Here is a 25,342-nt window from a genome sequence, read left to right as displayed (position 1 = left end):
CAAAAGCAGATAAAAGTCATAGGATTTTATGCATTTCATTAAATTATTGTACCTTTATATAAAGCAGAAACAACAATATAATCCACTCTAAACAAAAGCGCTTTTCAATTCCGACTGAGACCACCATTTGTCAAAGATTGCACCTAGCATTTGCCAGGTGCTTTTTTTATACCTTATTTCCCACTTAAACCAAAGTTACGAAAGAGTATCACCATAAACAAGTGATACTCTTTTATTATGAATATATAAAAAAAGTCATAGGGATTTTGCTTTTAGAAAGCAATAACCTTAAAACACTCATAGTATTTTAAACCCTACAACTTTTAATCTAGCTGGTATCTAATTGCGGATTACCCTTAGATATAACCATTCAAATCTATCACGCGATCACATTCTTCAGCTAATTGTATATCATGTGTAACCATTATAATTGTACATCCTTCTTTTTTAAATTCTTTGAGTAGTTTTATAACAATTTGTTTATTTTCTTCATCTAGTGATCCGGTTGGTTCATCAGCTAAAATCAATTCACATGGCTTAACTAATAATCTAGCAAGGGCTATACGTTGTTGTTCTCCACCAGAACATTCATAAATGAATTTTTTTGAATATCCATTTAAGCCAACTTTTTTTAACGCGTCTTCAATGTACTTATTTACGGTCTTATTATTTTTTTCATTTATTGCCATCTGTAGATTTTCGTATACAGTTTTATTTTCGATTAATGCAAAATTCTGGAACAAATATCCTATTTTTGATTTTAAGAGTAAAGTGGCTTTCTTTGAAAATGGCTTAATTCCTTTTTCTCCAAACAAAATGATTTCTCCTGAATCTGGACTATCTAATAAGCCAATCATATTTAACAATGTTGATTTACCACACCCGGATTTTCCAATTATTGCAACAAACTCATTTTCATATATGGTACAAGAAAATGAATCAAAGATTACTTTCTCTTTAAATTTCTTTTGAATCGAATCTAATTCTACAATTTTCTTCATAACTATCTGGCTCCTTTCAATGAATCTACACATTCAGCATATTCTTTTTTCTTTAACGTTAAAATGGTAAATATCAAATCTATTCCAAGTATTAAAAGGCCAATTTCAAAAGATTCTAATATTCTTTTAGAATATAATGCATAGAAAATAATCACCGATAGATAAAGAGATATATTTATACTTAAGTATAATGAATATCTTTCGTAGAAAGATTTCCCTAAAAGATATTGAATAGACAAATAGTATCTTTTTTCAAACAAGAAAATGACAATCGCTTGAAGTTGGTAAACAAATAAAATTATGCTTATTAAAACGATTAGTATAGTTAATGAAATCAATTCATATTTTTTTTTGTTCTTGACCTGTGCAAAATAAGAATCACTTAAATAAAAATTTACTTTTTTGTCCATATTGTTCTGAATTAAAAATCTTTTAAAATTTGAAACACTTTTTTTTGTATCGATTGGGATAAAATAATTATCAGTTGAAACCCTTGCATTTTCCATCCAATTATGGTCTATAAAAATTACCGGATTTATTTTTTCTAAATCTTTCGTATTTTCTACATAAGGCATATGTCTTACAAACCTAAGATTTGGTTCGATTCGAATTACCTTACAATCTTCATAATTTGAATAATAGCTTATCTGATCTTGATTGAATGAATAATTTTCAGGTATCAGTAAAATAGATTCTTCTATCTGATTAAAATCTAAAGGATTTCCGAATTCATCGCGAATCGTATAATCTTTTAAATAATTATTATTTACAACTATATATGGTATTTCATTTGAAACAGGTATTTCTAAATCACTGTCCATATGATTTTTTAAGAAGTCAATTTGTTTGTTTATATCGAAATCCTCATATATTCCATTATGTTCCTGCATATAATAATACAGTTTATTAACAAGTTCAGATGAATAAAATAAGTCCTCATTTAAAGACACAGATATGCCGTTTGTTATAATTTTATTCGACATTTGACTTTCATTCAAATTCAAAATATAGAGATAGTGTATTGATTCTATCCAATCCGCGCAGTTTGTTAAGAATACAGGAAATAAAACAAAAATCAGAATTCCTTTCAAGACCAATGATAGAACTGTTTTATTTTCTTGAGTACCATTTTGTTTTATATACTTCACTGATTTGACGGTTATCGTTGAAATTAACAAAATAATTCCTATCATAATTAAACTGAAAAGTAGCTTAATTCCCTCATTGATTAGATAGTATAAGAATAAAGAAGCACATGGTCTATAAGGGCCAACAAATAATGCGAATAAAATAATTTCTAAGAAAAGAAATAGACCGTATAAGATTGCGATATGTTTTGTATATAGTGATATAAAAATTTTCTTGTTTGAATTTCCTAGCATTTTACGTATCACTATTTCTTTTCTATCTTTCAGAAAAATAAAAGCGAAAATCAATGCAGTCCCTAATATTGCATTCAAAAAAACCATATTCAAAAATTTTTCTTTTTGCATAGAGTAAGGAACAATTTCAACATCTGAGATACCTTGTCCTTGGCTATTTTCAGGGATAAATTCTTTAAAATAATCTTTCATTTGACTTGTAGAAGTTTTATTTGAATTTGAAATAGAGTAAAGTGTAATAATTTCAGAACCTGGAGTGCGATTCAACAAATCATTTAAAGTGTGAAATTCATATATGTCATTATAATCTCCGTAATAGCCTCGATTTAAATAATCAATATAATTATATGCATCCTTATCATTTAGATTTGTAGAATAATAATTCTTTGAATCCTTTTTAAAATTAATTCGTTTTTGATCATTCCGTATATATAGGGATTTCAAATCCTGTGGATCAGCAGAATAAATATAGATTAAATTCTTTTTTATAAACCCCTCAGTATTTTCATGAACTGCTATAATTCCTGTACTGTTTGTCTTTTCACAATATTCATGAATTGTTGAAACTAAATCTTCATTAAATTGTAGGTTTAATCCTGTTACTTTTTTATTAGTTGTTTGTCCAATTGAAGTGGCAAAAGAATCCATTCTGTTTATCTGATCAGAAGAAAAGGAAGAGAATCCGGAATAAAAAATATATACACTTAGGATAGCAACAAGCAAGTATGATAATTTTTTCATAATTCATCTCAACTTTCTAAAAAAGAGTCCCTTATTGATAAGGGAACTCTTTTGATTATCTAGTTCTTAATCCTGAAGAGGCAATATGTGAGTGCGAATAAGCTGTTTTTGGATTCCAATTTACACTGAATTCAGTACTAAATTTACCGTTTTGCCCAGATGCCATTATCGAACCATTATAAATAATAGAACCGCTTATATAATTATTAGTATTGTATGCTTTTCCAAATAGCCAATAACTTCCAATTGAATCCAAACACGAAGTTTCAGCAGTTCCGTATTGTAAACTGATTTTGCTATTGTGAGAAATATTTTTAGAATCCGCTAATATTGAAAATGGGAAAGCAAGTGCGATTATAGAAAGCATGATTATAGAAAGTCTCTGTAGTTTTTTCATTTTCTCCTCCTGTTATTCTTTCTTTAGTTTGTATTACATAATCAATAGACAAAAATTCACCATTAAGTTCTTATTTAAGTATCTTCTGCTTATTTTGATGATTAAATCAGTTGATTCTGATTCTATTATGTTTTCTATACTTTACCTATATCTGGCACGCTATAACGATAATAAACTCAGAAGATACGATATATTTTGAGACTGAAAAATATATCTACTGATTTTATATCAATCGTAATAATCTTTATAAAACCAAGCCTACTTCTTAACACTGGTAAGCAGTGGAATTTTAATACCAATTTTTTGGACCAATGACTACATTCTGAGATAAACTATTCCTCATATAAATCTTTCGTTTTATATAGTCATAAATTAGTTGATACACAAATAAGCTACAATCATAAAAAATATTAATACATAAAATTTTATTGCTTTCTGCTCAATAATCTATATTCTTTTAAATTATTATGAGAATGCTAGATAACGTTATCTTTACATTAATTCTCACATAGATATGCTAATAATGTCAAGATAAAAAGCATTAAAATGAATCATTTTGGGAGTTTAACATTCCAATAGTAAAATAGCCAAACGTTGTTTAGATAAGGTTTTTTTACATTTTTGATTTTAGCTAATTGAGTACGAAGTGCAAAGCAACAAAACCATTCGTTATATTCAAAATGTTAATAATTTTTGTAACAATAGTTTTTCATCATTTAAAATATACTTGTAAATAAAATATTTGGAGATGATAATTTCCCGCCACTTTTACTTTGGGTTAGCAAACACCACTCCACCATATATAGATCTTAATTGATCTAACGTATAGGATTTTGTTTGCCAATCCTTTTTTGCATCTTGAAATGTATTTGTAATACCATCAAGATTTCCTTCTTGAACAGTTATGGTATTATCTTTTACTGCAATGACTATACCAACATGATTATGTCCAATAGCAGAGAACACTGCACCGGCTTTTGGCGAAGAAGATCGTTCGAATTTATCAGGATGTGCTGCCACCAATTCCTTCACACAACTACTTCCATCACCGCTAAAACCTGGATCATATCCATATAATTCATAAAATCGTCCCCAAGCAAACCATGTACATTGTCCATATAATCCAGCCTGTGCATAAGGATTCCTTGTCACCCAGGCTTCTAAATTATTAAAATTAGGATTTGTACCTCCTCTAAAAGTAATCCCTACATATCTCATAACGTGATCAACATAAGAAGGATCACCATAGCCGGATACATTTAACTCTTGCTTTTTATTATCAGAAAACTGTTGTGCATTATATTTGGAATATCCACCAAAATTACGAATTGCCCATTTAATATAGCCAGAGCCATAATTATATCCTTGCAAAGCCAAATATATACGTTCTGTATCGGATGAATTTTTTACTTTTGCTTTCTTTAAACAATCAGAAAAAGTGTGTGTTCCTACTTCAATAGAATATTCAGGATCCGTAATTCCATTAGGTACTCTAGGATATTTTGTATTATACCCTGACTCACTTGCCTGCATTGGATCATTGCCTTTCCCTCCTGACTCCTGCATCATAATTGCCTGTAATAATGTGACATAATCCTCAATATCATATTCTTTTGCATATTTTCGAATTGTATCTTCATACGCAATAACTTCATCACTTAGAGAAACAATTTCACTATTTGATCCCCCATCTTGTGCCAGCACACTAAATGTTCCAATAAACAAAGTAACAACAAGTAATAAAATCAATCCTGTTCCAAAAGAAAAAAGTGTATTCATCGCTGATACACTCTTCTTGACCACTTCTATTGATGTTTTTATTGCTCTATTTGTACTCTTAATAGCCGGTTGTGTTACTACTTTATCCGCTGTTTGTTTAATCTTAGAAGTATTTATTTTGTTTACAACATGATGCTTTGCCTTAGATACATAAGTAATTCTTTGATGGCTCACCGGTATTGATTCACTTAATGCCTTCTTATCTGTAGTTTTGAACTTATACTCTCTATGCTTATGTTTAATAAATTTTGTAGCACGCTGCTTTGATTCTATAAACGTCTGCTTAGCGACTTCACTAACGTTATTCGTAGCTTGTACATTCGGATTTGTTTTAACAGACTGTTCTACCTTTTTATCTTCTTCCTTATTTCTTGTATGAATCGTTTGCTGCTTAATAAAATGATTCACATTCCCTTTAACATTCTTTGTCTTTATGGATAGTACTTTCTGTTTTGTCTTTATATCTTTCATCTACATCAACCCCTTTAACATCTTTAATACTTGCTTACTTTAATTGTTCCAAAACTTTGTTGATGTATTCGAAAATATCTTGTTCTGAATTAGCTGATACCTCAACATTTTATACATAAACAAGACTCATTAAATCTAATTTTTTAATGAGTCTTTTGTATTTATTGGACAATTATTTTTTTATCTCCTGGCCTTGTAGTATTTAAATCATACAATAGTCCTCTTGGCATCTTATTTACAAATGGAACTATAGATCCACCATACTTAATCAATCCACATCCGGTAGGAGCATTTGTAATATAGCTCATCTGTTCTTCTGAAATATTCAATAATTTAGCTAAATCTTCTCTATCGTTTGCCGATTGATTCAACATGACAATAAATTCAGAATTGGATAACATACTAATTCCTTGCTGAGACGATAATAAATATTTAACATTCTGTGTAATCCCTGTAGGATATGCATCTCTTTTACGGAATTGTCTCCAGGCCGAGGCAAAGAATGTTGCACTTTCTTCATTTTCAAAAATAACATGAATCTCATCAATGAAGATATGAGTACGTTTCCCTTTTCTCCAGTTTTCATTCACACGATTGATAATGGCATCTGTAATTACCAATAGGCCTAATGTTTTTAATTGTTTTCCCAAATTAAAAATATTAAACGATAAAATTCTAGACTTGATATCTACATTCGTTTCATGAGCAAATATATTTAATGATCCATTTGTAAATAATTCTAGTTTAATAGCTAAAGATTTAGCCTCTGGTTCATTTTGCTCCAATAACTTTTTATAAAGATGTTTTAACGTTGGTACATAGCCATTGGTTTTTGCTTCCTGGTAAACTAGCGTTACACATCTATCGATAATAGATCTGTCAATTGGTGTAATACCGCCATGATTAGCATCTAAATTTTCAAATACAGACATCAAAAATTGAGATTTATCGGCAATTGAGTTTCCACTATCGCCATATCCCTCTACCATTTCCATCGCATTAATATAATCTGTACTGTTTGTACCAATACGAATAATCTGTCCACCTAAAGCATTGATTATGGAATCATATTCTCCTTCTGGATCTGCAATGATAATGTCATCATCTGTAGATAAGATCAAGAATTCAATTTCTTCTTTTGTTAAGAATGATTTCCCGGATCCTGGAATACCAAAAAAGAAAGAGTTAGGATTTTGAAGCAATGCCTTGTTACAAAGAATAGGATTGTTTGTAATCGCATTTTGGCCAAACCAAACCCCACCCTTTTGCATAATCTCATGCGCTCTAAAAGGAATGAATACAGCCGCACTTTCGGTTAATAAAGTGCGCGTGATATTTAATTTGTTGACCCCTATTGGCAATACTGTTTGTAGACCATCTAATTGCCTTTTTGAAAAATACAATGTTTCCAATTCACAAACATATTTACGAGCTACAGCCTTCAATGTTTCTGTATCCTTATTTAATTCTTCAATAGAATCAGCTAAATGCACAACCGTAATGTTACAAAGCATCATTCTTTGATCTCTTACAATCAAATCATCCAGGAACTCCTTACATTCTTTACGTTGCAATTCCATATCATATGGAATGATTGCTGAAAAGTTATTATTACGATTCTGCTTCATTTGCCAATCCGTAATATTCTTTTCAACACCAAGGAATTTATTTTCTACTTCTCGGACTGCCTCATCTGTTGGCACTGTAATAATATCCATTGAATACATCAAGTTTTTATTTAAGTCACACAACTCTGATACAAATTCATCTTTCAAAAAACCAGGATAATTATTTAAATAAAGAACACGACCATATTTACCATCAAATTCAAAATACTTATTGTGGTATTTACACATTCTTGGAGTAATTAAATCTTTAAAAGAATGTCCTTTCCTAGCTAAATCGGATAGATCTAATTGGAATTCCTCCGTTTCTTTACGATAAAAGTCATGCAATATCTTCAACCGTTCTTCTGCATCCAATTCAATACAAGAACTTCCTAGTCTAGAAAATAAAGTTGAAAATTCTGCAGTTATACGAGAAAAAGTAAATCTGGCTTCTTCTATATTACTTTTAAAAACTGTAACAGTAATATATTTTTCCTGGATAATATCATCACCTTCAGCTAATTTGGACAATAACATATCGTTGTACTCAACTCTATACTTATCCAAACCATCTTCCTTTAATGGAATTAAAATATCTTCTTTAAATTTTTTAATATCCACTTTTCGATTGTTAATGGTAATTTTCGTCATTACAGATGGATCAAAAGAATTTAGTAGATCACTATATGTTAGAAATAAATTATTTTTATCTTCTCCTGATGCAATCTTATAATTAATATCCAAAAACCTATAACTCTTTGTGTATCTGTTTCCAGAACGAAAAATACCATCCTTATAGACTGAATCTACTGGGATGGTATCCTGCACTGTCCTAGGCACTCTTATTCTTTCTTTGTTCTGCTTTTTCAATCTTTCGTAACTTTTTATCATGTACAATTGACTCCTTTCTTGATTGTTTAATCATTGGCTCAAAAACCTCATCATACAAGTTAAATGGTTTATTGATTAAATCTCTAGACGATAATAACAACGAATTAAATACCGTCTTAACAATATCTTCTGTATACATACCCTGAAATCTTATAAATCCAAAAGCAGCAAATGGTGCTGCTCCAAGCATACATAACCAGCTAGTTATTTCAGTCCCTAGCGTATCATTCAACAAAAAGAAGATACCACAAGCTATCCCACAAGCAATAATAGAGAATATGCTCTGTCGAAGGGATAAGCCAAAAAATATACTCTCCGTATAATCCCGTATTTCCTTATTGATCTTAATTTCAAAATTAGACTTCATCATCAAAATCCTCATGAATAATGTCCAAAGGGATAGATGATGAGAACATAATATTCTCCATTGGAATCACCATCTTCCCATTTTCTCTTGAAATCACAACTCGATCCTGTTCATGTTGTAACTTATACATAACCCTATCTTTCATAGGTAAAGTTGAAGGTTCAACTATTTCAATTGAATCTCCTGTTTTTAGTACAATTGTATTTAATATATATTCTTTCATGTTATTTTCCTTTCCTCCAAAATGGCATAATAAAAGCAGAGATTAACTCTGCTCGATATAGGGTAATTTAAATGATGTTTCATGTTTTGTGATTTGATCAAAGAAATTTTTTGGTTTGTAGTCAATTAGAATTAAAATACATGTATTAACTATCCAAATAAAATTGTTTTTCAAGTTTTCATATTGAATATCAAATATTTTTGCATAATTTAAATGATCATAATCATCCATTGTCGGTGCTCGATTCTCTTTATTTTGAATGAATAATAGTTTAGTTAAATGATGGAATGCTAAACTTACGAATGTTGTGTAATCGTATGTTGAAATGTCGTTATTAAAGCTTTCATTTGATACTATTTCTTTATAGTGTTTAAAATCTTGTTTATACAATCTAGTCTGCAAAAAAACATTATCAGGTAGGGCTTTTAAATGTCTATAAGACTGCATCATCGGATAGTTAATGAATAACTTTCCCCTTTCATCAGATTGATTGAAGTACCGAATCATTTTTTGAATCGTATCAAAATGCAAATCTGGATGCTGAGGCTCGAAGTCGAATATTAGAAATACATCTGTATATTTTAAGTCAAAGATTTTTTTATATTTTGTTTCGTAAGACCTTAAAAATAGCAATATATCTAATTCATCTTCTTCAAAATCAAAATAATCATTTTCTAACCTGCTTGCAAGCATATGCAAATTTGCTTCATAGGAATATATTTTAAAGTTTGATGCTGGATAACATTTTGATAAAAGTTGCTCAATAAATCGTGGCTCATCATTCTTACCTTCGACTATAAATAATATATTTTTAGTCTTCATCAAACTCACCATTCATATACAATTTACCAAGATTATGACCTTCTCTTAACTCACGATCCGTCGCTTTGCATAACGGTGTTAATTTTCCGCTTGTTGAAAGTATGAACAATGTATCAGGACGCATAATTTTATTACTCATTAAATTTGTGTTGTGCGTAGTAAAGATAACCAAAGAATCTTTATATTTTTCTTTAATATATTGGATGATTTTTTCAGATAATTCAAAATGAAAAAAGGCATCAAATTCATCAAAATAAAGAATAGAACTTTCTTTATGTGGCATTAAAAACCGAATATAAAAATTAAACAATGACAATGTTCCACTAGATGCATTCTCTAAGAAGGCTACTTTTCTATTTTTAAATACAAAATAAAGCTCTTTACTACCATCTGGCAGTTTTTCCATAGACAATTTACATTCAATACCCATATAATTCAAAAAATCTTCTAAATCATTCACATTACGATCAAGTTCGTCTAATTCATTTCTTGATAATTGAATCAATGCAGTTGTAGGAGTAAATATTTGTGTTATTTTTACTGCATACTCATACATCTTGTTAAAAACCGAACTCTTTTCTACAGCACCATTATTTACTAACCAGCGTACAAATGGTAATGATGGATTAGTATTTTTTTGATAAATTGAGAAAATATCTGAATTATGAAAATAGTCTTCGCTTTTTTCTATAAATCTATTCTTATTAAAATCATAAGAATAGATGATTTTTCCATTTATATTTAATACTTCATTGGTTAAATTGAATAAATCTGTTTTTTGATATTCATATACCACTTTGTCTTTCTTATTATTGAATAGGAAGGTATAAGTAAAAGTCGTAATCTCGTTATTAGAGTTCGCATTTGAAATAAAAGAATGGTTTGATTTCATATCATTAGACATCGTTAATGTTTCTTTTAAATCACAAAGAGCTTTACTTAAATTTGTTTTACCACTTCCATTTTTACCATAAATAATCATTTTTCCAATCAAATCATTAGTAATACAATCTTGAGAAAACTTATATCCATTCACATCTGAAAAATCAATATCTAAGTCATCTTTAAAATTCTTAAAATTATTAACTCTGAAATGTTTAAGCATTGGTATCACCTCAGCTTCATTATAACCGTAATTTTTTTACGGTCAATAGATACTGTAATTTTTTTACAGATCAGATTCATTATCAATTTTTAGTATTTGGTATCTTCTTCTGAATAGATTTCTTCACAATTTCATTTATATCTTAATTATTGAGAAGTAAAAAATCACAAACCCATCATTTCTTTGACTATACGATCACTCATTTTAATAGAACCAACTAAAACCAGCATATTAAATATCAGTTCACCGACATAGCTCCATACCATAGATACGCTAGATGCTGTAGTATCAACTACTGGTGCACTAGACGCAAAAGCTGAAAAAATAATACAAGCAAGAACAATAATAGCTCCTTCTAAACATACTCCTGCATAACTTTTAATAAACGTAAATGCTGTGTTTTGTGTACTTTCTCCAGCTGCTGCTGCAAGGGGTATTGGAGAGATAGCTGTGTACATATACAATTTAAAGAATCTTCCATATACAGTTAGAATCATCACAAACGATAGTATTGTAATGAATATAGATCCCAATAGTGTAACTGCCCACAAAGGAATAGATTCCAAAAATCCTGTATTACTTACTGCATCAATGATTTCTTGTGGCAATACAGTTTCACTTGATACACCTAATCCTGCAGTTTCAGTGATTGCTTGAATAATGCCTTGTACTATCTCAAATATCTTTGTCATTAATTCCATTCCATACATCACCATTCCCCTGGCAATAATAAATCTTAAAAACAATTTAAAGGCCTGTTCCGGCCTTTTTACATCCTGCCAACTTGTGCAGGTTCTAATCAATCCCCAAACAAAGAATAGCACAAGAAGTGCTAATCCAATTGCTTGAAGAGCTCCATGTATTTTAACTATGATTTGCCAAATATCACCACCCTTAAATGTTTCAGGTGATTCTGTTAACAATAGCCATATTTCAGCTAATTTAGAATTCCACGTATTGATGGCACTAGTTAGGTTATCTATGATTCCACTCACTAGAAATCACCACCCTATCCAACAATAATATTCAAAATCTCTTTAGCAAAAGTAATAACAATTCCTCCGGCTACCGTCATAAAGCCATTCGCTCTTTGACTCGGATCATGACTTTTCAAAGAAAGTCCAACCTGTACAATTCCAAAGCCTAATAAAATCATTCCAATCGCTCGGATAAGTCCAAACATAAATTCACTGAAGTTGTTTACAACAGTAACCGGATCATTTGCTGCATAAACTGGTGTTGCAAAGTTTCCTACAATCACCAATGCAACATATGCAAAGAATAATACTTTTCTAATCATTTTTATTTTCTTCATTTTCTTCAATCTCCTTTAAATAGTTTTCTGTTTCTTCTACATCCAATAATTCATACTCATTATTGCTAAGAAGAATATTTTGCCAATCCTCAATAAAATGATTCACTTGTCCATGAATGTACGGTTCACGACCTCCATCCATTGTTTGTTTAATACGAGGATGTTTTAACAAATTAAATTTTCTATCTCGAACAGGCCTTTCACCTTTCAAAAATAGAACAGCATAATTATTGTCCAATAGACGAACTTCATCAGAAGTTAACAACTCTCTTCCAGTTCTCTGAGAATTTGTTGTGAAACTTCCACTTCTTCCTTCTGATTTACCATACGTATTTGTATCAATCGTTGCTTTTCCAAGCTCCTTACTTATATATTCATGGGTACTTTGTTCATTTCCGCCTAAATACAATTTAGAATCACAGTTCCCCATAATTGACTCCCAAGTATCCTTATATAACGCTTTGATCTGTGCCAGGTTCTGTAAAATAATGGATACAAAAATAAGTCGTGATCGCATTGTCGAAAGCAACTTATCAAACTCGTCTGGTAAAGCAACATTGGCAAATTCATCCATAATAAAATGTACTGGCACTGGAAGCTGGCCGCCATGAACAAAATCTGCTTGATAATATAACATTTGAAATAACTGAGTATACAACATACCGATGACAAAATTAAATGTTGAATCATTATCAGGAATAATCGCAAATAAGGCTGTTTTTCTTTCGCCTATCTGCTCTAACTTCATCTCATCATATCTAGTAAGTGATGCAAGTTCTTCCAAGTTAAAAGCAGCAAGTCTTACACCTACTGAAATCAAAATAGATTTAGCGGTCTTACCTGCTGCCTGTTTATATATTTTATATTGTTTAAGTGCTAAAGAATTACTATCTATCGTTTCTAGACGCTTAAATAACTCATCCAACGGACTCTCATAATCATCTTCGTCTTCTTTTACTTCAGCATAATTCAGCATCTCCATTACCATCGTAAAGTTTTGCTCATCCTCCGGCGCATAATGATATAAATATAGCATCAATGCTTCAAGTAATGCTGTTTCACTTTTCTCCCAAAATGGATCATTTGTAGAAGATCCTTTTGGAGTTGTATTACGAATTAGATTCGTGATCAATTTCAATACATCCTTGTCACTTTGAATATAATGAAATGGATTATATCCCAATGATTTAGACATATCAATTAAATCAATGACTTTGATTTCATACCCCTCATCTTCAAGCATATAACCTACGCTCTTGATAATTTCTCCTTTTGGATCTAATACTACATAACTCGTATTACACTGCATAATGTTAGGTTTAGCATAATATCGAGTTTTACCGGCACCAGAACCACCAATCACAACCGTATGAAGATTGACGTTTTTAATTTTTCCATGAATATCCATTCGTGTTTTTTGCGTAAACAACTTATTTTCGAAGAAATCCTTATTCGAATGTTTCTTCACTAAAGAACGTATATATCCCCATCTAGCTGATCCATACTCTTCTTTTTGTCTGTAATTCTTTTCATTGGATAAGTAAATACCAATTCCTAAAACATAGATAACCAGGAATATTCCAATCGTTTTTAAAGAATTATCACACCATTGAAATTGAAAGGGATAATTCAACGCTTCGCTTAGATAAGGTAGTGCATGAATGAGTCCTTGATCCATATATGGTGCAATCAAAACTGCAAACCATATTGTAGGAATGATTAATAAGCCTAGAAATAAATATTCGTCGTTCTTAGCATCTCTCATAGTGATCTTTTATTGATGGATGGTCTGCATCACAAACCTTTACAATAAGAGAATCTAAAAAATCATAGTTCTTATGAGCTAATCGCTGTTTATCTCTTAAATCAGCTAATGCCCTAACAATAATTCTTCTCTCTGTATCATCTACCTGAATTTCAATTATTTCGTCATCATTTTTCTTAAACCATTTTCTCATAATCGTTATCTCACTTTCTTTTTTGATTTTTTCTTAACTGGATACTTAGGTGCAGAAGATTTTAGATTTTGCTGCTGTTTAATGTCCTTCAATTCCTTGCGAACAGAAGGCCTATCCGTAGTAGCTGTTGACCTTTTTCTTTCGACGGTTTTCTTCTTGTTTTCTTTCTTCGATGTTTTTGAAGATGGCTCGAACGGAGTACCGTCCTTGCTTGTCCGAGCTTTGTTGGGGTTTTCCTTATCATCCATTAGCTTTGACAATAAGGCATCATGCTCTTCATCACTAAGTGGTTTAGCATCATCTATACTCTGTTGTGATAATACAGATTCACGAATTGCTTTTGTGTCGATAGTAGCTAAATCAAACTTGTCTACCATCCTTGAGATTTTAGAAGCATCTTCTGCTTTTACCATAATATCCACAATTCCATCTGTATTATTCTTTTCTTTCAATACAGAATATAAAACTCCGTAATGTTTTGCTTCTTCACAAAACTTTTTTAAATCCGAATGATGAATAGCAAAGACCTTTAACTCTTTATCCGACTTTAATAAGTTATTTAAATTGGTTTTCCCTTTCACTTTTTTATTGTCTTTTAAAATAGCGTATAAAGTGACAGCTAAAGATCTTGCTGCCATGCCGCCCGCTTTTAAACCAACTTCAGCAGCAACCTGTATACCTTCTAAAGTCATCTTCATCATTTGATCTGCAGTATCTGCACTGTTCATAAATTCAAGCTCCTTTCATATTCTTTTTGTGTTTGAATACGCTCATCTTCTAATGCATTCACCATTTTTAATTTATCTTGAATATCGGGAACTCTCTTTTCTATATCTTCGCATATTTTGATTTCCTTTTTCCCATGTGCAATTTTAGAAGTTAACGTATCACGATCCATTTCTAATTGTTTTTTCAAATTTGGATCACGCGTTCTTTTAATTTTATTGTAGATGGATCTTCTTTGGTTCATCCAAGATTCTATTTCTTTATTTAGAGATACTTTAAAAGCAAGCACATCTTCGATTGTTTCTAGATTATGCTTGCCTACAAAAGTATTTTCCTTTGTGATTTTATCCATGTATATCAAATCCTTTCTTAACTGTGGACTTGGATATTTCTGTCGTTTTCCTTTAGGTCGAATAATTCCTAATTCAAAACAATATCTAATATATAAAGCCTTGATTCCTTTTAATTTTGTATGATCACCACGATATTCTTTACATGGCACAATATCCTTAACTGGCTGCATTGGAAATAAATAATTGTTGTTGATTCGTTCCATGATATGATCTTCGTCATATCGACCATCACGAGCAAGTTTATAAAATCGAAACTTTCTTTGCGACTGTGGATGTTTTAAAGTCCAGTGCTTGCCAGTTAAATCAACAACATATCCAATATCTTCAAGTCCTGATTTCATTTGATCTAAAGTTCTGGCATACGCTAATACAGAATCCACATCATAACGAATAATTTTTCTAAAATAGATGCCATCCTTTTTTTCTGCATTCCACTCTCCATAATTCATGGCTTTTCCTTCTGGTTTTTCAATAACATTCAAACCATGCTGTTTACATATTGCATCATTCAATTCTCGAAAATGATCAATATCTTTTTTCCGGTTATCATACTTCATGCCATCTACCCAGGAAACTGAATTCACAACAAAATGGTTGTGCAAATGGTCTTTATCTAAATGTGTAGATACAACGACTTCAAATCGATTTCCCCACATTTGTTTCGCTAATTGCACACCTAATGAATGACATTCTTCTGGCGTTACTTCACCTGGCTTAAAAGACTGTACTGCATGGTAGGCTAGTCTTCCATCCATCTTGTTATAGGATAACTTTGTATTCATCATTTGCTTTAGTGATGTACTAGGTTCGCAATTAATTCCAGTAATATATTCTTTCTCATTTGTTTTATATCCCTGGGTTGTATATGCCAACACTTCTTTTAATCCATCGCTTAATTCTTCTTTTGTCTTATCCGAATTTTCAATGTAGTTTAAAACTCTTCTCAAATCATCCTTTACTGCCCATATTTTTGTGATTGCCATAATTCCTCCATATTGATAGGTTGCCGAATCAAAAGCATAATTTCGTTAATTTGTTTTTGAAGCGCCTCATAATTTTCCATATAAACTGAATCATCCATTTTATTTTGTTTATAAACTGCTCCAGCTATTCCGTTTATACTCTCTGCAATTTGTCTTAGCACTTGAATCACTTCTACTAGTTCTACACTAGGTGCCGGCCTAGGAATCAAGCCATTTATACACATACGCAAATAGGATTCTCTTGATTGTCCTGAATATTTCACTAATTCATTAAGATGATTCCATTCACTATCTGTTAGGCGAATGACAAATTGTTTATTTCTTTTTCGCATCTTTATAAAAAGCACCTTGAATAAACAGAATGTAGAAAACTCCAATAATCAAACCACTAAGGAAACTTAATAAACTTATCGTTATTGCACTCATAATTTAAATTTACCTCCTCAAAAAAGAGCTACCAACTCTTTTGATAGCTCAGGGTCTTAGGGATGTTCCCTAAATACTTGTCTTTGGATATCCAAAGACGTTGCTTGCTACAACTGTAGACACTAATTGTCTGCAGCCTTTTTCTTATCAGGTATAAGATCTGCTAGATCCTGATTCATTTTTTCTAACATTTCTTTTTTCTGATTTAGTAATTTTAAATTTGAAGATAAGGTATTATTTTCTTCTATTAGAAATTTTATCTTTTCCTCATTTTTAATTTTTCTTTTTTCAATAAACGAAATTCGCTTAACGATATCTTCGTATTTAATCATTTTCAATTCTCCAAATCTTAATGAAGTAATTGTGAATATCTCTGCTTATTGATTCTCTTTTCATAATCATCTGATTTCTCTAAAACATGATTATCCTTATCATAATGATATAAAATATCAGATAGCTTTTTATCTTGATCCATAAAACTAGGACCATTCATAAGTAAAAGCATTTCTTTCAATCGATCCGTATTCAATGTTGGAGAATCACATAAAGCTAAACATTCATCTGTTGAAGAAGGAACAATATAAAGGTCATGTCCTAATTTTTCAGCCAGATTATTTAAAACTCCGGAATAAAAAATTGTTGCTGCTCCATCCGTTCTATGTTCATTTGTCAAAACTACAAAATGCCTGTCTTCATTTTGCCATGCTTCTTGTTCTGGAACTCCCATCAGCAATGTTTCTAGTGGAATAATTTCTGGTTTCATCATATTTGGTGATGAAATCAATGCATCATTGTGCAATTGCGATACATCAATACCATAATGATCAAGCATTTCATTTGTAACTCTAGCTGAGCAAAATTGATCATCAGTTGTTTTAATCATCACTCTATATACAATCGCTAAATCTCCAATAACTGTATGTGGCTCCATAGATAATTCTTCTTTATTAGTTTCTGCATTAATTACATTCATGAATAAAAAATCTTTTACTGAATCATAATCAAGTAATGCATTCACATCTTCTAAAACTTTATCATTGTGAATCATATTATTCGTCCTCTCCTTCTTCTAATTTTTCAAAATAAAAAGCCAATCTTTCAAGATTGACTGTATTAAAATCACACGTTTCTAAATCATTCATTATCAATATCCTCAACTTCTTGATACAAGCCAAAAAGCGGATCCTGTGTATCAACTTCGTCCACATCTTCTTCATAACTGTCAATTGCGTAAACAATATATTCTACAATATCACTAAACATATTTTGTTGTACTTGTTCTAAAGCTTTAATTCCTTCTTCATAAGAAATTGCATCCAAAATATTTGTAGAAGATTCTCTACGATACATATATTCTGTAATTGCGTCTTCTACAGTTTCAAACATTAACAATTGTGCCTGGACAATTTGTTTGTCTTCAGCTTTTAAATTTGAATAATTATAAATTCTAGTGTTGTAAGTCATTCTTTTTTCCTCCTTTTGACTTAGGTTTTTCCATTTCCATCTCATCTAATTCAACAGAATAAACACGATCATTTTGTTGCTCTTTAAATATCTGAGCCATCAATTCACTATCATTCTTTGTTGCTTCGTATGAATCCAAATATGCATTATCAACTAAATGGAATTTTTTCTTTTGTGTTTTCTCACTTTCCACTAATTCTGTGGCCGTTATCTTTAATGCTGCTTCTTCATTTAGTTCCAAGCTATCTGGAGTCTTATTCAAATCCATCAACAACAGTGTTTCATTAAACAAGATGGGTTCTTCCTCTTTTAATGTTTTCATTTGTTTAAACATAATATTTAAAAATTGCTTTTTTACCTGATCATTGACTAGTACCTCAACCGGCTGATCTAAAATATCTTTATAATGCTTTGATGGCACTACGGTTGGTTGTTTTGTGTCTGGATTGATATATGCATAAGTCATACGACTAATATTTTCACAGACCTCTTTGATCTTCATTTTTTGAAATAAATCAAATTGTTTATTCAAATTAATCCACCTCTTTCTAAATTTGTGTAATAAAAAAGAGAAAGCGTAAACTTTCTCAAAAAAAAATTATTTAATTTTATTTTCGTAATCTTGTAATTGATGATAAATACCATCTATAAAAACTATTGAATTTTCAGTACGGTACAATAAGAAATATTTAGTTTTATCTAAATTCAATCTTCGATATCCCTTGCTTCGAAGTCTCGGATTCAAACACAATTGAAATGACTCAGCAGAATTACTTAATACGAACTTTCCATTTTCAACAGAATCGATAAAATGATTTGCCGCTTGTATATTACGCAAGTGAAAAAGAAGATATTCTACAATAGAATCCATATCTTCCATTGCATTTTCAGTAAATATTACTTTATAATCCATATTTATTTCTAATGCTATCTATTGCTATATCTGCATCTATTACTTTGCCTTCTCTAGATTGAACTCTAGAAGAAGCAAGTCTATCCAAAAACTCATCTTCTGTCATAATTTTCATTTCTTTTGTTTTATTGAATTTTTTAATTTCAAAAGGAATTCCATCATAAGCAACTGCTTGAGTTAAAAACATGCGAATTGCACTCGTTGTATCTGTACCTAATTCCTTAAATAATGCATCTGCCTTAGACTTTAAATCATCATCCACCCTTACTTGAATAGTAGACATACAGCATCACCTCCACATTTAAATTATATGCAATTTCATTGCTATTGTACATAAAAAGTATTACTTATTAATTACAGTTACATTATTTTGTATCCAATAGGATCTGAATGATTCATTTGTCAAATTTATAAATCAGTCGATAGCAACAGACTTTTATGAATTAATTCCTCATTTACATCTTTAAAGTTCACAGGATGATTATCAAAACATTGATATTTACGTCTTGCAATCATCATAATCTTTTGTGTTGCACCTCTACCTACTTCATCATTATCCAAATGCAAAACAATAATTTGAACATTGGGATTTCTTTCTAAAAAGGCATTTAATGCTATTGGCATATCAGCTTCCGTCTTTGCTGCTATCTTTTCACAAGCTCCACCTAAAGATAAGTAATTAAAAGACTTGTAATCAACATCCTCCATTTTTAATAGTGTCATATAAGACAACAAATCAATGACTGCTTCAAAAACATGAAGAACATTGCTTTCTTTATTTTGATAATTAAAACTAAAAGCCTTATTGCTTCCTGTATGTTCTAATTTAAAATCTTTAAATATATTTCGCTTAAATGCATAAGCAGGCATATCACCATCGTATCCAACAAACACAGCATTTCGAAAATTTGCTGACTGATAAAGCATCCCTTTAGAAATAAAATAATCAACAATTTCTCTATCTATTTTTCGTGTTTCACACAAATAACGAATCACTAAATTATTGTTTTTATCTTTCTCAGGAAGCTCGAATGGTTTAGTTTCTTTTTTATGATAATACGTAACAACTGGATCACTAATATTCATTAAACTTGCTAAATAGTTACACGCTTCTTTAAAATCATATCCTTCTACAGCAATCAAATAATCCAATGCAGTCGTACCACCTACACCTTGCGACCACCAATACCACTTACCGTTTGAAAAGTGCAATGATTCATGTTCTCTATGATAGTAATCCTTCTTTCCATTTTTTACTAATAGTGAAGGATGATAGTTATTTAAATAATCAAATGCCGATAGTGTCCTAACATTTTCAAGAACCGATTTCCGAATAAACTTTTTGCTCATTTTTCCAACTCCTTTAGTTTAGGGGCCACCATTCCAATACCATTCTGTTTACAAAAGCTTCTTACGGCATTTGGATTTTCTTTGATAGAAAGTTCTTTGCCTTCCGTATAAATAGTTTGTACTTTATACTTTTGATCAACAACATTTGTGAGCCATTCATGCATAAAATGATTCAGTTCTCGAGCACGAGTTGAATCTCCATCTACTCTTTCAAAGTATTGAAGTGAATCCTGCTGATAGGTCTGTGGATATAGCATCCTGTTCTTTTTATCGACAGTAAATTCGACATCTGGATCAGCCATCACATCACCATTTAAAACATAGTTATGAGCCATAGCCAATCGATCATCACCAATAATTTCGATATTTAAATCCATATAATTAGGTGTTCCATATTTCATATAATATGCACTGTTTGTTAATAACGGACTGGCTATTTTTTCGAATAACTCATAGTTTCTTCTTTCAATCGAATGATCCATAAACCAGGATTGTTTTGGATCAAATTCTTCATTCATAAATGCATCATAACAAGCACTATGCAAAGCAAATTGATAGACTTCATTATTCTGATACAAATGATCTTGTACTCTATATTCTTTGTTATCTGTTAAAAGATTCGATATTTCTTGATCAATCGTTTCATGAATATCTGAGGTTGTAATATTTGAATCTGACATAACTTCTTTATACTTTTCCATCATGGATACAATTTTAAGTACAATATCATGATTCAATTCTTCCATTTCCACTGGAGTAATATATTGATTTTCCTTTTCTAACATATGCAAATTCTCCTTAAACACAGGTTCTATTAGTTCGATCATTTCGTGTGCTTTACTCTGAATGTTTACTAAAATAGATTTCAATTCACTGTAATCCTTGTTGGCATAAGACGCGATATAGCCAAATGAATATTCAGAAGTATCAATTCCAAAATGATCACAAATAACAAAAGCCAACGATTCTGCTTCAATTTCTCGTTGGCTTTGGTTTTTATCAGTTTCTTTATGAAGTATGCTATGAGCATACTCATGTATTAATGTTTTTGCGGTTTGTAAATCCTCTAAATCCTTATTAATGACAATCTTATCTTTCCTTGGCGAATAATATCCTTTAGCCCCAGTCATAAAACTAAGATCTTCAGTTTCTGTTTTAAATTCAATTGGTATTGTACATACAGACTGTATAGTTTGAATAATTGCTTTCACTTCATTACTAGAACCTGTCAAATCATGCACTAAAGATGGAAGAGGATCTCCTGAAGTTTGTGAAATATCAAAGACTGTCGTTGTCTTAAAATGAGTCAGATTAACTACACGCATTTCCTGGACTGGATTTCCAGATTCATCTAAAATCACATTTCCATTCTCGTCGTGTTTATTCATTAATCTATCTTCTTTCGTTGTAACCGGAGCTAGAATCATCAATCCTTTTTCACCCTTATTTACATGACGATTAAAGTTTGTCTGCCAGGCACGATATCCAGCTACCAAACTAGCCTCCGGCTTCTGCGACAATATTAATAATGTGTTATTCAAGGAATAACTATGAAACTTACTTAAACAGGATAGATACCGTTTAAAAGATTCAGAAGAATAAACATCCTTTACTCCCTGCTCAATCATCGAAAAAGCCTGTTTAGTTTTCTCATCTTGAGGTTTAAATTCTGCCATTACATCACCATCCTCCCTAAATCAAGCAAAAAGAAAAGCATCTATTCATATAGACGCTCCTTTTCCTCTTGTTCTTTTAATATTTTTTCAACTTTTCTTTTCTCTTCTTCCATTAATCAACGTGGTTTAAAAACTTCATGAGATTTTTCAATCCAATATTATTTTGCTTCTTCAGAGAATCCCAATTTTATTTCCTTACTCACGCAAATATAGCCTCCATTTCAATAGTATTTTCATTTTACAAACTGTATGCTTTTCAAACTAAGAATCTTTTAACTTTTTAAATTTTTACATAGCACTAATTTTCCAATTTTATTTCTCCTAATGAAATAAGATCTCTAAACACATTTTCTATTGAGCTATTGCTAAGTGAGGTGCAAAGTTCCCGAATATCCCGCTTATTGAAACGACCTATTTTATACATACTTGCTTTTCTTACCATTTCTAGAGCAGAAAGTCCAGTTTCAACGAGGGAAAAACGATTCTCAAAATCTTTGTAGACTTCAAGAATGGTTCCAAGTAAATACTTAATGAATGGATAAATGTCTATATTTGAACTAAAGAACCTAAAATCAAAGTAATATAGGTTTAGTTTTGTAGACCACCATGGAAGGATTGTTTGTCCTATTACGCCCATCACAGTCGATATAATAAAAATCAGAAAATATTCATTTTAAGCTTAACTTTCATACAAAAGCCTCAAATTAATTCATCATGATTTCTTTAATTCTTCCTTATATAATTCAACAATATAAGAAGGTCCATTGCACCAAAGTCTTGTTGCTGGATCATATAATGCTTTTCCTGTCTTTGAACATAAAAAATCTGTTAGTACATCATTTCTGTTTTTACCTGTATCAGCTACAATTTCATCTATTACCATAGTTATTAATAAGTCAATTGTATAGTCCATTTTTTCTTTCGAGATTTTTACTTCAGCCATATCTTTTCACCACCCACAAATTTTAGACACTCAATAGCTGCTTCCGTTTTGAAACAATACTGATTTTCTAGTTTGTTAGGTAATAATTGTTTTATGCAAAAATCATCCGCTTCTTTTTCGCCTACTATTCCAAATGCACCCGCAAGGTAAGCTGTGAGGGTAGCGTTTGTTGCATCATCTGCAATTTTACCAACAATCACGTCATATTTTTTCATTTTTTGTTCTACATCCATAAAAAATTTCTTTTTTCGATGTGCAGCAATGCAATGCAACCAATTTATATCTGCTTTTTCAAAAACATGAGTATTAAGCTGAGGGGATAGTTTTAGTTCATAAATTGAAATATATCCATATTTTTGATTTTCATTAATCATGCCTGTTGCTAATGCTTTAACTATAGAAGTTTTCAAAAAGCTTTCTGCTTGTTTTTTTGATGTAGTTAAATAAAAACCTTGTCCAAAATCTTTTCTTTTCGCACATTTATAAAGATCAGGTTGTCTTACTTCACAATAACTTCCATGATAAAGGATGAGCCCATTTTTCAATTCAAGCATAGAATTTCATCTCCTTTTTCTCAAGATAATCTTTGATATCCTCAAGAACAACTTCATCGCTTTCACAATGAAAAATTCCATAACATTTCTCTATATATTCAAGAACATTGGCTTTCTGGAATAAATCTATAATTTGTTCAATTGTCATGTGCCATTCTTCTGCAGCCAATCTAATAATTCTTGTTTGCATAAAAGTAATTTCTTCTTTTTCACTCATTATAGATTCCTCCCAATTTAATAACAGCATTTAGTTCTAAAATATCAAATGTTTAAATTATAAATTTACATTGTTAGAACTCATTGTCTTTATTGATGACAAAGTATAATATACTCTTTAAAAGTTACATTAATATTTTAGCATTTCTAATATATTAAATACTACTTTCATTTGATAAAACTAGCATATTTATTAGCATTCACGCAAAAATCAATGTTACGAATATCCATCAAGTTCTCACATACTTGAAGTTGTCATTCCAAAACCAGGACACCAGCGCAACCGGACATTTGTGTAAATGAAAGAGCCGGAAAATCTTTTCTCAGTTCTTCAACGACAAAGTAGATTTCATCATTATCCCATGTGTCTCCTGCCTTCAATTTACACTGTTCTAAATCCTTTTGTGTTTCAAAGGCAACATCGCCGATTATAATTTTACCGTTTTCCTTTAAGTGATTGCGCAATTCTAGAAAGAAATCTTTCTTTTGATTATCCGTCAAATGATGCAAAGAGTATGTCGCAACAATGTAATCATATTGAAAGTTACGTAATGGTTCGACAAGCTCTTTCGAAAAGTCCCCCTGATATAAATGTGCATTGGGCATTTTCTCAGATGCCAGCTCAATCATCCTAGATGAAAAGTCCTGTCCATATATGGTACACCCTTGCTCATATAGCTTTGTTGTTAATGTACCTGTCCCAAACCCAATATCCAAAACAATAGCATTTTCAGTTTTCATTATAGTCTGAAAAATGAATCCAAGTACCTTTTTGTAACCAGCAAAAGGATATGTGTTTTTCTCATCAGAAATGCCGACAGTTTTGTCGTAACCATCTGCCCAAAGATCAAACTCTTTTTTATCTAGCATATTTACTCCCTCCATAACTTCTAATTTATCTAGCTAAATAATATCATACACCTTAGTTTTTAAACATTTGCTATATTAACCAATTTAGCTAGAATTACAATTCTCTTATTGTTACCTCTTGTATCACAAGTAACCAAAGTCATTAATCGATCATCTTTATTTACTGAAACACCAGTCTTATACAATCCCCTATTAATGGAATCTGATATAAATGCATTAAATGAATTTGTTGAATCCCATTCTGTTTGTGTGAATTCTAAAGAATCGTTCAAGTCATTTAAATCAACATTCATTACTCCAAATATTTGATATGTTCTAGTTTCATCTTCAGTAATAAACTTAAACGTATCATGCTTTTTATAATAGTTCTGATCTATATAACTCATCAAAGGTGTAAAAATAATGTTATCCCATTTACTAGAATGGCCATAGATTACAACATTTTTTGAATCTATATTTCCATCTGCCGATACAAATGGTATTCCGGCATTGGCATATTCTTTGTTGATATTCTTACGAACATAATAATCATTATTTGGGGCTTGTACAATCGGCTCATAAATAATTCGATCATCAAATTCTAAAATACCCACAACATCTTTATTTGTTTTTTTCAACAAAGATAAAGAAAGCTCCTTTTCAGAAGCTTTCTCATTTCCTTTAATTGATTCTTTTTTAGTCGTTTTTGTTTCTACATAATAATCCGAATAATCATAAGATTTCTTTGCAGTAACCTGATTGTAGATAACTCCACCAATCAATCCCACTACAAGTAGTGCAGCTGCTATTTTTATTCTTTTATATTTCAT

30 protein-coding genes are annotated in these 25,342 nt (G+C 30.9%); all 30 read right to left on the bottom strand.

Annotated features, from left to right (window positions below):
• Positions 1–356 precede the first annotated feature (356 nt).
• The 30 genes from Q0F04_RS04145 to Q0F04_RS04000 all read right to left on the bottom strand — a co-directional run bounded on the left by Q0F04_RS04145 (position 357) and on the right by Q0F04_RS04000 (position 25,342).
• A complete protein-coding gene (locus Q0F04_RS04145) occupies positions 357–1,001 on the bottom strand; it encodes a putative bacteriocin export ABC transporter (protein WP_177852035.1) in 645 nt (214 codons plus the stop codon).
• Positions 1,002–1,003: 2 nt separating this feature from the next.
• Positions 1,004–3,124, bottom strand: coding sequence for a hypothetical protein (locus tag Q0F04_RS04140; protein ID WP_295750477.1), 2,121 nt, complete (start codon positions 3,122–3,124; stop codon positions 1,004–1,006).
• Between the two features lie 55 nt (positions 3,125–3,179).
• Positions 3,180–3,521, bottom strand: coding sequence for a hypothetical protein (locus tag Q0F04_RS04135; protein WP_295750474.1), 342 nt, complete (start codon positions 3,519–3,521; stop codon positions 3,180–3,182).
• A gap of 768 nt (positions 3,522–4,289) precedes the next feature.
• The gene (locus tag Q0F04_RS04130) at positions 4,290–5,771 is read right to left on the bottom strand and encodes a lysozyme family protein (RefSeq protein ID WP_295750471.1); all 1,482 of its coding nucleotides are present in this window, start codon (positions 5,769–5,771) and stop codon (positions 4,290–4,292) included.
• A 161-nt stretch (positions 5,772–5,932) separates the two neighbouring features.
• Complete coding sequence (locus Q0F04_RS04125) at positions 5,933–8,269, bottom strand: VirB4-like conjugal transfer ATPase, CD1110 family (protein ID WP_295750468.1); 2,337 nt, start codon at positions 8,267–8,269, stop codon at positions 5,933–5,935.
• Positions 8,211–8,639, bottom strand: coding sequence for a PrgI family protein (locus Q0F04_RS04120; RefSeq protein WP_117992572.1), 429 nt, complete (start codon positions 8,637–8,639; stop codon positions 8,211–8,213). The genes Q0F04_RS04125 and Q0F04_RS04120 overlap by 59 nt, the downstream gene beginning before the upstream one ends.
• A complete protein-coding gene (locus tag Q0F04_RS04115) occupies positions 8,626–8,859 on the bottom strand; it encodes a hypothetical protein (protein ID WP_117992571.1) in 234 nt (77 codons plus the stop codon). The genes Q0F04_RS04120 and Q0F04_RS04115 overlap by 14 nt, the downstream gene beginning before the upstream one ends.
• A 42-nt stretch (positions 8,860–8,901) precedes the next feature.
• A complete protein-coding gene (locus tag Q0F04_RS04110) occupies positions 8,902–9,681 on the bottom strand; it encodes a hypothetical protein (RefSeq protein WP_295644688.1) in 780 nt (259 codons plus the stop codon).
• Positions 9,671–10,786 (bottom strand): ATP-binding protein, encoded by a 1,116-nt coding sequence (locus Q0F04_RS04105; RefSeq protein WP_117924920.1) that lies wholly within the window; start codon positions 10,784–10,786, stop codon positions 9,671–9,673. Before Q0F04_RS04105 ends, Q0F04_RS04110 begins: the two co-directional genes overlap by 11 nt.
• A gap of 164 nt (positions 10,787–10,950) precedes the next feature.
• A complete protein-coding gene (locus tag Q0F04_RS04100; RefSeq protein ID WP_117924922.1) occupies positions 10,951–11,781 on the bottom strand; it encodes a hypothetical protein in 831 nt (276 codons plus the stop codon).
• 14 nt (positions 11,782–11,795) lie between these two features.
• Positions 11,796–12,086, bottom strand: a complete 291-nt coding sequence (locus Q0F04_RS04095; RefSeq protein ID WP_295750462.1) for a glutamyl-tRNA amidotransferase — start codon at positions 12,084–12,086, stop codon at positions 11,796–11,798.
• Complete coding sequence (locus tag Q0F04_RS04090) at positions 12,079–13,866, bottom strand: VirD4-like conjugal transfer protein, CD1115 family (protein WP_295750459.1); 1,788 nt, start codon at positions 13,864–13,866, stop codon at positions 12,079–12,081. The genes Q0F04_RS04095 and Q0F04_RS04090 overlap by 8 nt, the downstream gene beginning before the upstream one ends.
• Positions 13,853–14,059 carry a hypothetical protein gene (locus tag Q0F04_RS04085; protein WP_117924928.1) on the bottom strand — a complete coding sequence of 69 codons (207 nt, stop codon included), beginning with the start codon at positions 14,057–14,059 and terminating at the stop codon, positions 13,853–13,855. The genes Q0F04_RS04090 and Q0F04_RS04085 overlap by 14 nt, the downstream gene beginning before the upstream one ends.
• Before the next feature lie 5 nt (positions 14,060–14,064).
• Positions 14,065–14,787, bottom strand: coding sequence for a PcfB family protein (locus Q0F04_RS04080; RefSeq protein WP_117992567.1), 723 nt, complete (start codon positions 14,785–14,787; stop codon positions 14,065–14,067).
• The gene (locus Q0F04_RS04075) at positions 14,784–16,121 is read right to left on the bottom strand and encodes a relaxase/mobilization nuclease domain-containing protein (RefSeq protein WP_295750454.1); all 1,338 of its coding nucleotides are present in this window, start codon (positions 16,119–16,121) and stop codon (positions 14,784–14,786) included. The genes Q0F04_RS04080 and Q0F04_RS04075 overlap by 4 nt, the downstream gene beginning before the upstream one ends.
• A complete protein-coding gene (locus Q0F04_RS04070; protein WP_295750451.1) occupies positions 16,094–16,453 on the bottom strand; it encodes a hypothetical protein in 360 nt (119 codons plus the stop codon). The genes Q0F04_RS04075 and Q0F04_RS04070 overlap by 28 nt, the downstream gene beginning before the upstream one ends.
• A gap of 216 nt (positions 16,454–16,669) precedes the next feature.
• Positions 16,670–16,879 (bottom strand): hypothetical protein, encoded by a 210-nt coding sequence (locus tag Q0F04_RS04065; protein WP_117924936.1) that lies wholly within the window; start codon positions 16,877–16,879, stop codon positions 16,670–16,672.
• 17 nt (positions 16,880–16,896) lie between these two features.
• On the bottom strand, positions 16,897–17,595 hold the full coding sequence (locus Q0F04_RS04060) for a DUF5688 family protein (RefSeq protein ID WP_295750448.1): 699 nt from the start codon (positions 17,593–17,595) through the stop codon (positions 16,897–16,899).
• Positions 17,596–17,681: 86 nt separating this feature from the next.
• A complete protein-coding gene (locus Q0F04_RS04055) occupies positions 17,682–18,011 on the bottom strand; it encodes a hypothetical protein (RefSeq protein WP_295750446.1) in 330 nt (109 codons plus the stop codon).
• Complete coding sequence (locus Q0F04_RS04050) at positions 17,995–18,543, bottom strand: hypothetical protein (protein ID WP_186999249.1); 549 nt, start codon at positions 18,541–18,543, stop codon at positions 17,995–17,997. The genes Q0F04_RS04055 and Q0F04_RS04050 overlap by 17 nt, the downstream gene beginning before the upstream one ends.
• 66 nt (positions 18,544–18,609) lie before the next feature.
• Positions 18,610–18,924 carry a type II toxin-antitoxin system RelE/ParE family toxin gene (locus Q0F04_RS04045; RefSeq protein WP_295750444.1) on the bottom strand — a complete coding sequence of 105 codons (315 nt, stop codon included), beginning with the start codon at positions 18,922–18,924 and terminating at the stop codon, positions 18,610–18,612.
• Positions 18,914–19,207, bottom strand: coding sequence for a type II toxin-antitoxin system RelB/DinJ family antitoxin (locus tag Q0F04_RS04040; RefSeq protein WP_117992559.1), 294 nt, complete (start codon positions 19,205–19,207; stop codon positions 18,914–18,916). The genes Q0F04_RS04045 and Q0F04_RS04040 overlap by 11 nt, the downstream gene beginning before the upstream one ends.
• A gap of 125 nt (positions 19,208–19,332) precedes the next feature.
• Entirely contained in the window at positions 19,333–20,274 is a 942-nt protein-coding gene (locus tag Q0F04_RS04035) for a DUF3991 and TOPRIM domain-containing protein (RefSeq protein ID WP_295750441.1), read from the bottom strand.
• The gene (locus tag Q0F04_RS04030; protein ID WP_295750438.1) at positions 20,271–21,950 is read right to left on the bottom strand and encodes an ArdC-like ssDNA-binding domain-containing protein; all 1,680 of its coding nucleotides are present in this window, start codon (positions 21,948–21,950) and stop codon (positions 20,271–20,273) included. Before Q0F04_RS04030 ends, Q0F04_RS04035 begins: the two co-directional genes overlap by 4 nt.
• A gap of 298 nt (positions 21,951–22,248) precedes the next feature.
• On the bottom strand, positions 22,249–22,590 hold the full coding sequence (locus Q0F04_RS04025) for a hypothetical protein (protein ID WP_295750435.1): 342 nt from the start codon (positions 22,588–22,590) through the stop codon (positions 22,249–22,251).
• A 72-nt stretch (positions 22,591–22,662) separates the two neighbouring features.
• Positions 22,663–22,893 carry a hypothetical protein gene (locus tag Q0F04_RS04020; RefSeq protein WP_295750433.1) on the bottom strand — a complete coding sequence of 77 codons (231 nt, stop codon included), beginning with the start codon at positions 22,891–22,893 and terminating at the stop codon, positions 22,663–22,665.
• Positions 22,881–23,447: a DUF3990 domain-containing protein gene (locus tag Q0F04_RS04015; RefSeq protein WP_295750430.1), complete on the bottom strand. Its 567-nt coding sequence runs from the start codon at positions 23,445–23,447 to the stop codon at positions 22,881–22,883. The genes Q0F04_RS04020 and Q0F04_RS04015 overlap by 13 nt, the downstream gene beginning before the upstream one ends.
• Positions 23,440–23,664, bottom strand: a complete 225-nt coding sequence (locus tag Q0F04_RS04010; RefSeq protein WP_295750426.1) for a DUF3791 domain-containing protein — start codon at positions 23,662–23,664, stop codon at positions 23,440–23,442. Before Q0F04_RS04010 ends, Q0F04_RS04015 begins: the two co-directional genes overlap by 8 nt.
• 254 nt (positions 23,665–23,918) lie before the next feature.
• Complete coding sequence (locus Q0F04_RS04005) at positions 23,919–24,533, bottom strand: class I SAM-dependent methyltransferase (RefSeq protein WP_295750424.1); 615 nt, start codon at positions 24,531–24,533, stop codon at positions 23,919–23,921.
• A gap of 59 nt (positions 24,534–24,592) precedes the next feature.
• Entirely contained in the window at positions 24,593–25,342 is a 750-nt protein-coding gene (locus Q0F04_RS04000; protein WP_295750422.1) for a class B sortase, read from the bottom strand.

The organism is uncultured Holdemanella sp. (genome assembly GCF_934772795.1).
Classification (GTDB): domain Bacteria; phylum Bacillota_I; class Bacilli_A; order Erysipelotrichales; family Erysipelotrichaceae; genus Holdemanella.
The sequence above is the reverse complement of the archived record's forward strand: the minus strand, read 5'-3'. Positions and strand labels throughout refer to the sequence as shown.

Excerpts from the sequence above, each read along its gene's own strand:
- Q0F04_RS04145 (WP_177852035.1), bottom strand. The coding sequence starts at position 1,001 with ATGAAGAAAATTGTAGAATTAGATTCGATTCAAAAGAAATTTAAAGAG.
- Q0F04_RS04140 (WP_295750477.1), bottom strand. The coding sequence starts at position 3,124 with ATGAAAAAATTATCATACTTGCTTGTTGCTATCCTAAGTGTATATATT.
- Q0F04_RS04135 (WP_295750474.1), bottom strand. The coding sequence starts at position 3,521 with ATGAAAAAACTACAGAGACTTTCTATAATCATGCTTTCTATAATCGCA.
- Q0F04_RS04130 (WP_295750471.1), bottom strand. The coding sequence starts at position 5,771 with ATGAAAGATATAAAGACAAAACAGAAAGTACTATCCATAAAGACAAAG.
- Q0F04_RS04125 (WP_295750468.1), bottom strand. The coding sequence starts at position 8,269 with ATGATAAAAAGTTACGAAAGATTGAAAAAGCAGAACAAAGAAAGAATA.
- Q0F04_RS04120 (WP_117992572.1), bottom strand. The coding sequence starts at position 8,639 with ATGATGAAGTCTAATTTTGAAATTAAGATCAATAAGGAAATACGGGAT.
- Q0F04_RS04115 (WP_117992571.1), bottom strand. The coding sequence starts at position 8,859 with ATGAAAGAATATATATTAAATACAATTGTACTAAAAACAGGAGATTCA.
- Q0F04_RS04110 (WP_295644688.1), bottom strand. The coding sequence starts at position 9,681 with ATGAAGACTAAAAATATATTATTTATAGTCGAAGGTAAGAATGATGAG.
- Q0F04_RS04105 (WP_117924920.1), bottom strand. The coding sequence starts at position 10,786 with ATGCTTAAACATTTCAGAGTTAATAATTTTAAGAATTTTAAAGATGAC.
- Q0F04_RS04095 (WP_295750462.1), bottom strand. The coding sequence starts at position 12,086 with ATGATTAGAAAAGTATTATTCTTTGCATATGTTGCATTGGTGATTGTA.
- Q0F04_RS04090 (WP_295750459.1), bottom strand. The coding sequence starts at position 13,866 with ATGAGAGATGCTAAGAACGACGAATATTTATTTCTAGGCTTATTAATC.
- Q0F04_RS04085 (WP_117924928.1), bottom strand. The coding sequence starts at position 14,059 with ATGAGAAAATGGTTTAAGAAAAATGATGACGAAATAATTGAAATTCAG.
- Q0F04_RS04080 (WP_117992567.1), bottom strand. The coding sequence starts at position 14,787 with ATGAACAGTGCAGATACTGCAGATCAAATGATGAAGATGACTTTAGAA.
- Q0F04_RS04075 (WP_295750454.1), bottom strand. The coding sequence starts at position 16,121 with ATGGCAATCACAAAAATATGGGCAGTAAAGGATGATTTGAGAAGAGTT.
- Q0F04_RS04070 (WP_295750451.1), bottom strand. The coding sequence starts at position 16,453 with ATGCGAAAAAGAAATAAACAATTTGTCATTCGCCTAACAGATAGTGAA.
- Q0F04_RS04065 (WP_117924936.1), bottom strand. The coding sequence starts at position 16,879 with ATGATTAAATACGAAGATATCGTTAAGCGAATTTCGTTTATTGAAAAA.
- Q0F04_RS04060 (WP_295750448.1), bottom strand. The coding sequence starts at position 17,595 with ATGATTCACAATGATAAAGTTTTAGAAGATGTGAATGCATTACTTGAT.
- Q0F04_RS04055 (WP_295750446.1), bottom strand. The coding sequence starts at position 18,011 with ATGACTTACAACACTAGAATTTATAATTATTCAAATTTAAAAGCTGAA.
- Q0F04_RS04045 (WP_295750444.1), bottom strand. The coding sequence starts at position 18,924 with ATGGATTATAAAGTAATATTTACTGAAAATGCAATGGAAGATATGGAT.
- Q0F04_RS04040 (WP_117992559.1), bottom strand. The coding sequence starts at position 19,207 with ATGTCTACTATTCAAGTAAGGGTGGATGATGATTTAAAGTCTAAGGCA.
- Q0F04_RS04035 (WP_295750441.1), bottom strand. The coding sequence starts at position 20,274 with ATGAGCAAAAAGTTTATTCGGAAATCGGTTCTTGAAAATGTTAGGACA.
- Q0F04_RS04030 (WP_295750438.1), bottom strand. The coding sequence starts at position 21,950 with ATGGCAGAATTTAAACCTCAAGATGAGAAAACTAAACAGGCTTTTTCG.
- Q0F04_RS04020 (WP_295750433.1), bottom strand. The coding sequence starts at position 22,893 with ATGGCTGAAGTAAAAATCTCGAAAGAAAAAATGGACTATACAATTGAC.
- Q0F04_RS04015 (WP_295750430.1), bottom strand. The coding sequence starts at position 23,447 with ATGCTTGAATTGAAAAATGGGCTCATCCTTTATCATGGAAGTTATTGT.
- Q0F04_RS04010 (WP_295750426.1), bottom strand. The coding sequence starts at position 23,664 with ATGAGTGAAAAAGAAGAAATTACTTTTATGCAAACAAGAATTATTAGA.
- Q0F04_RS04005 (WP_295750424.1), bottom strand. The coding sequence starts at position 24,533 with ATGCTAGATAAAAAAGAGTTTGATCTTTGGGCAGATGGTTACGACAAA.
- Q0F04_RS04000 (WP_295750422.1), bottom strand. The coding sequence starts at position 25,342 with ATGAAATATAAAAGAATAAAAATAGCAGCTGCACTACTTGTAGTGGGA.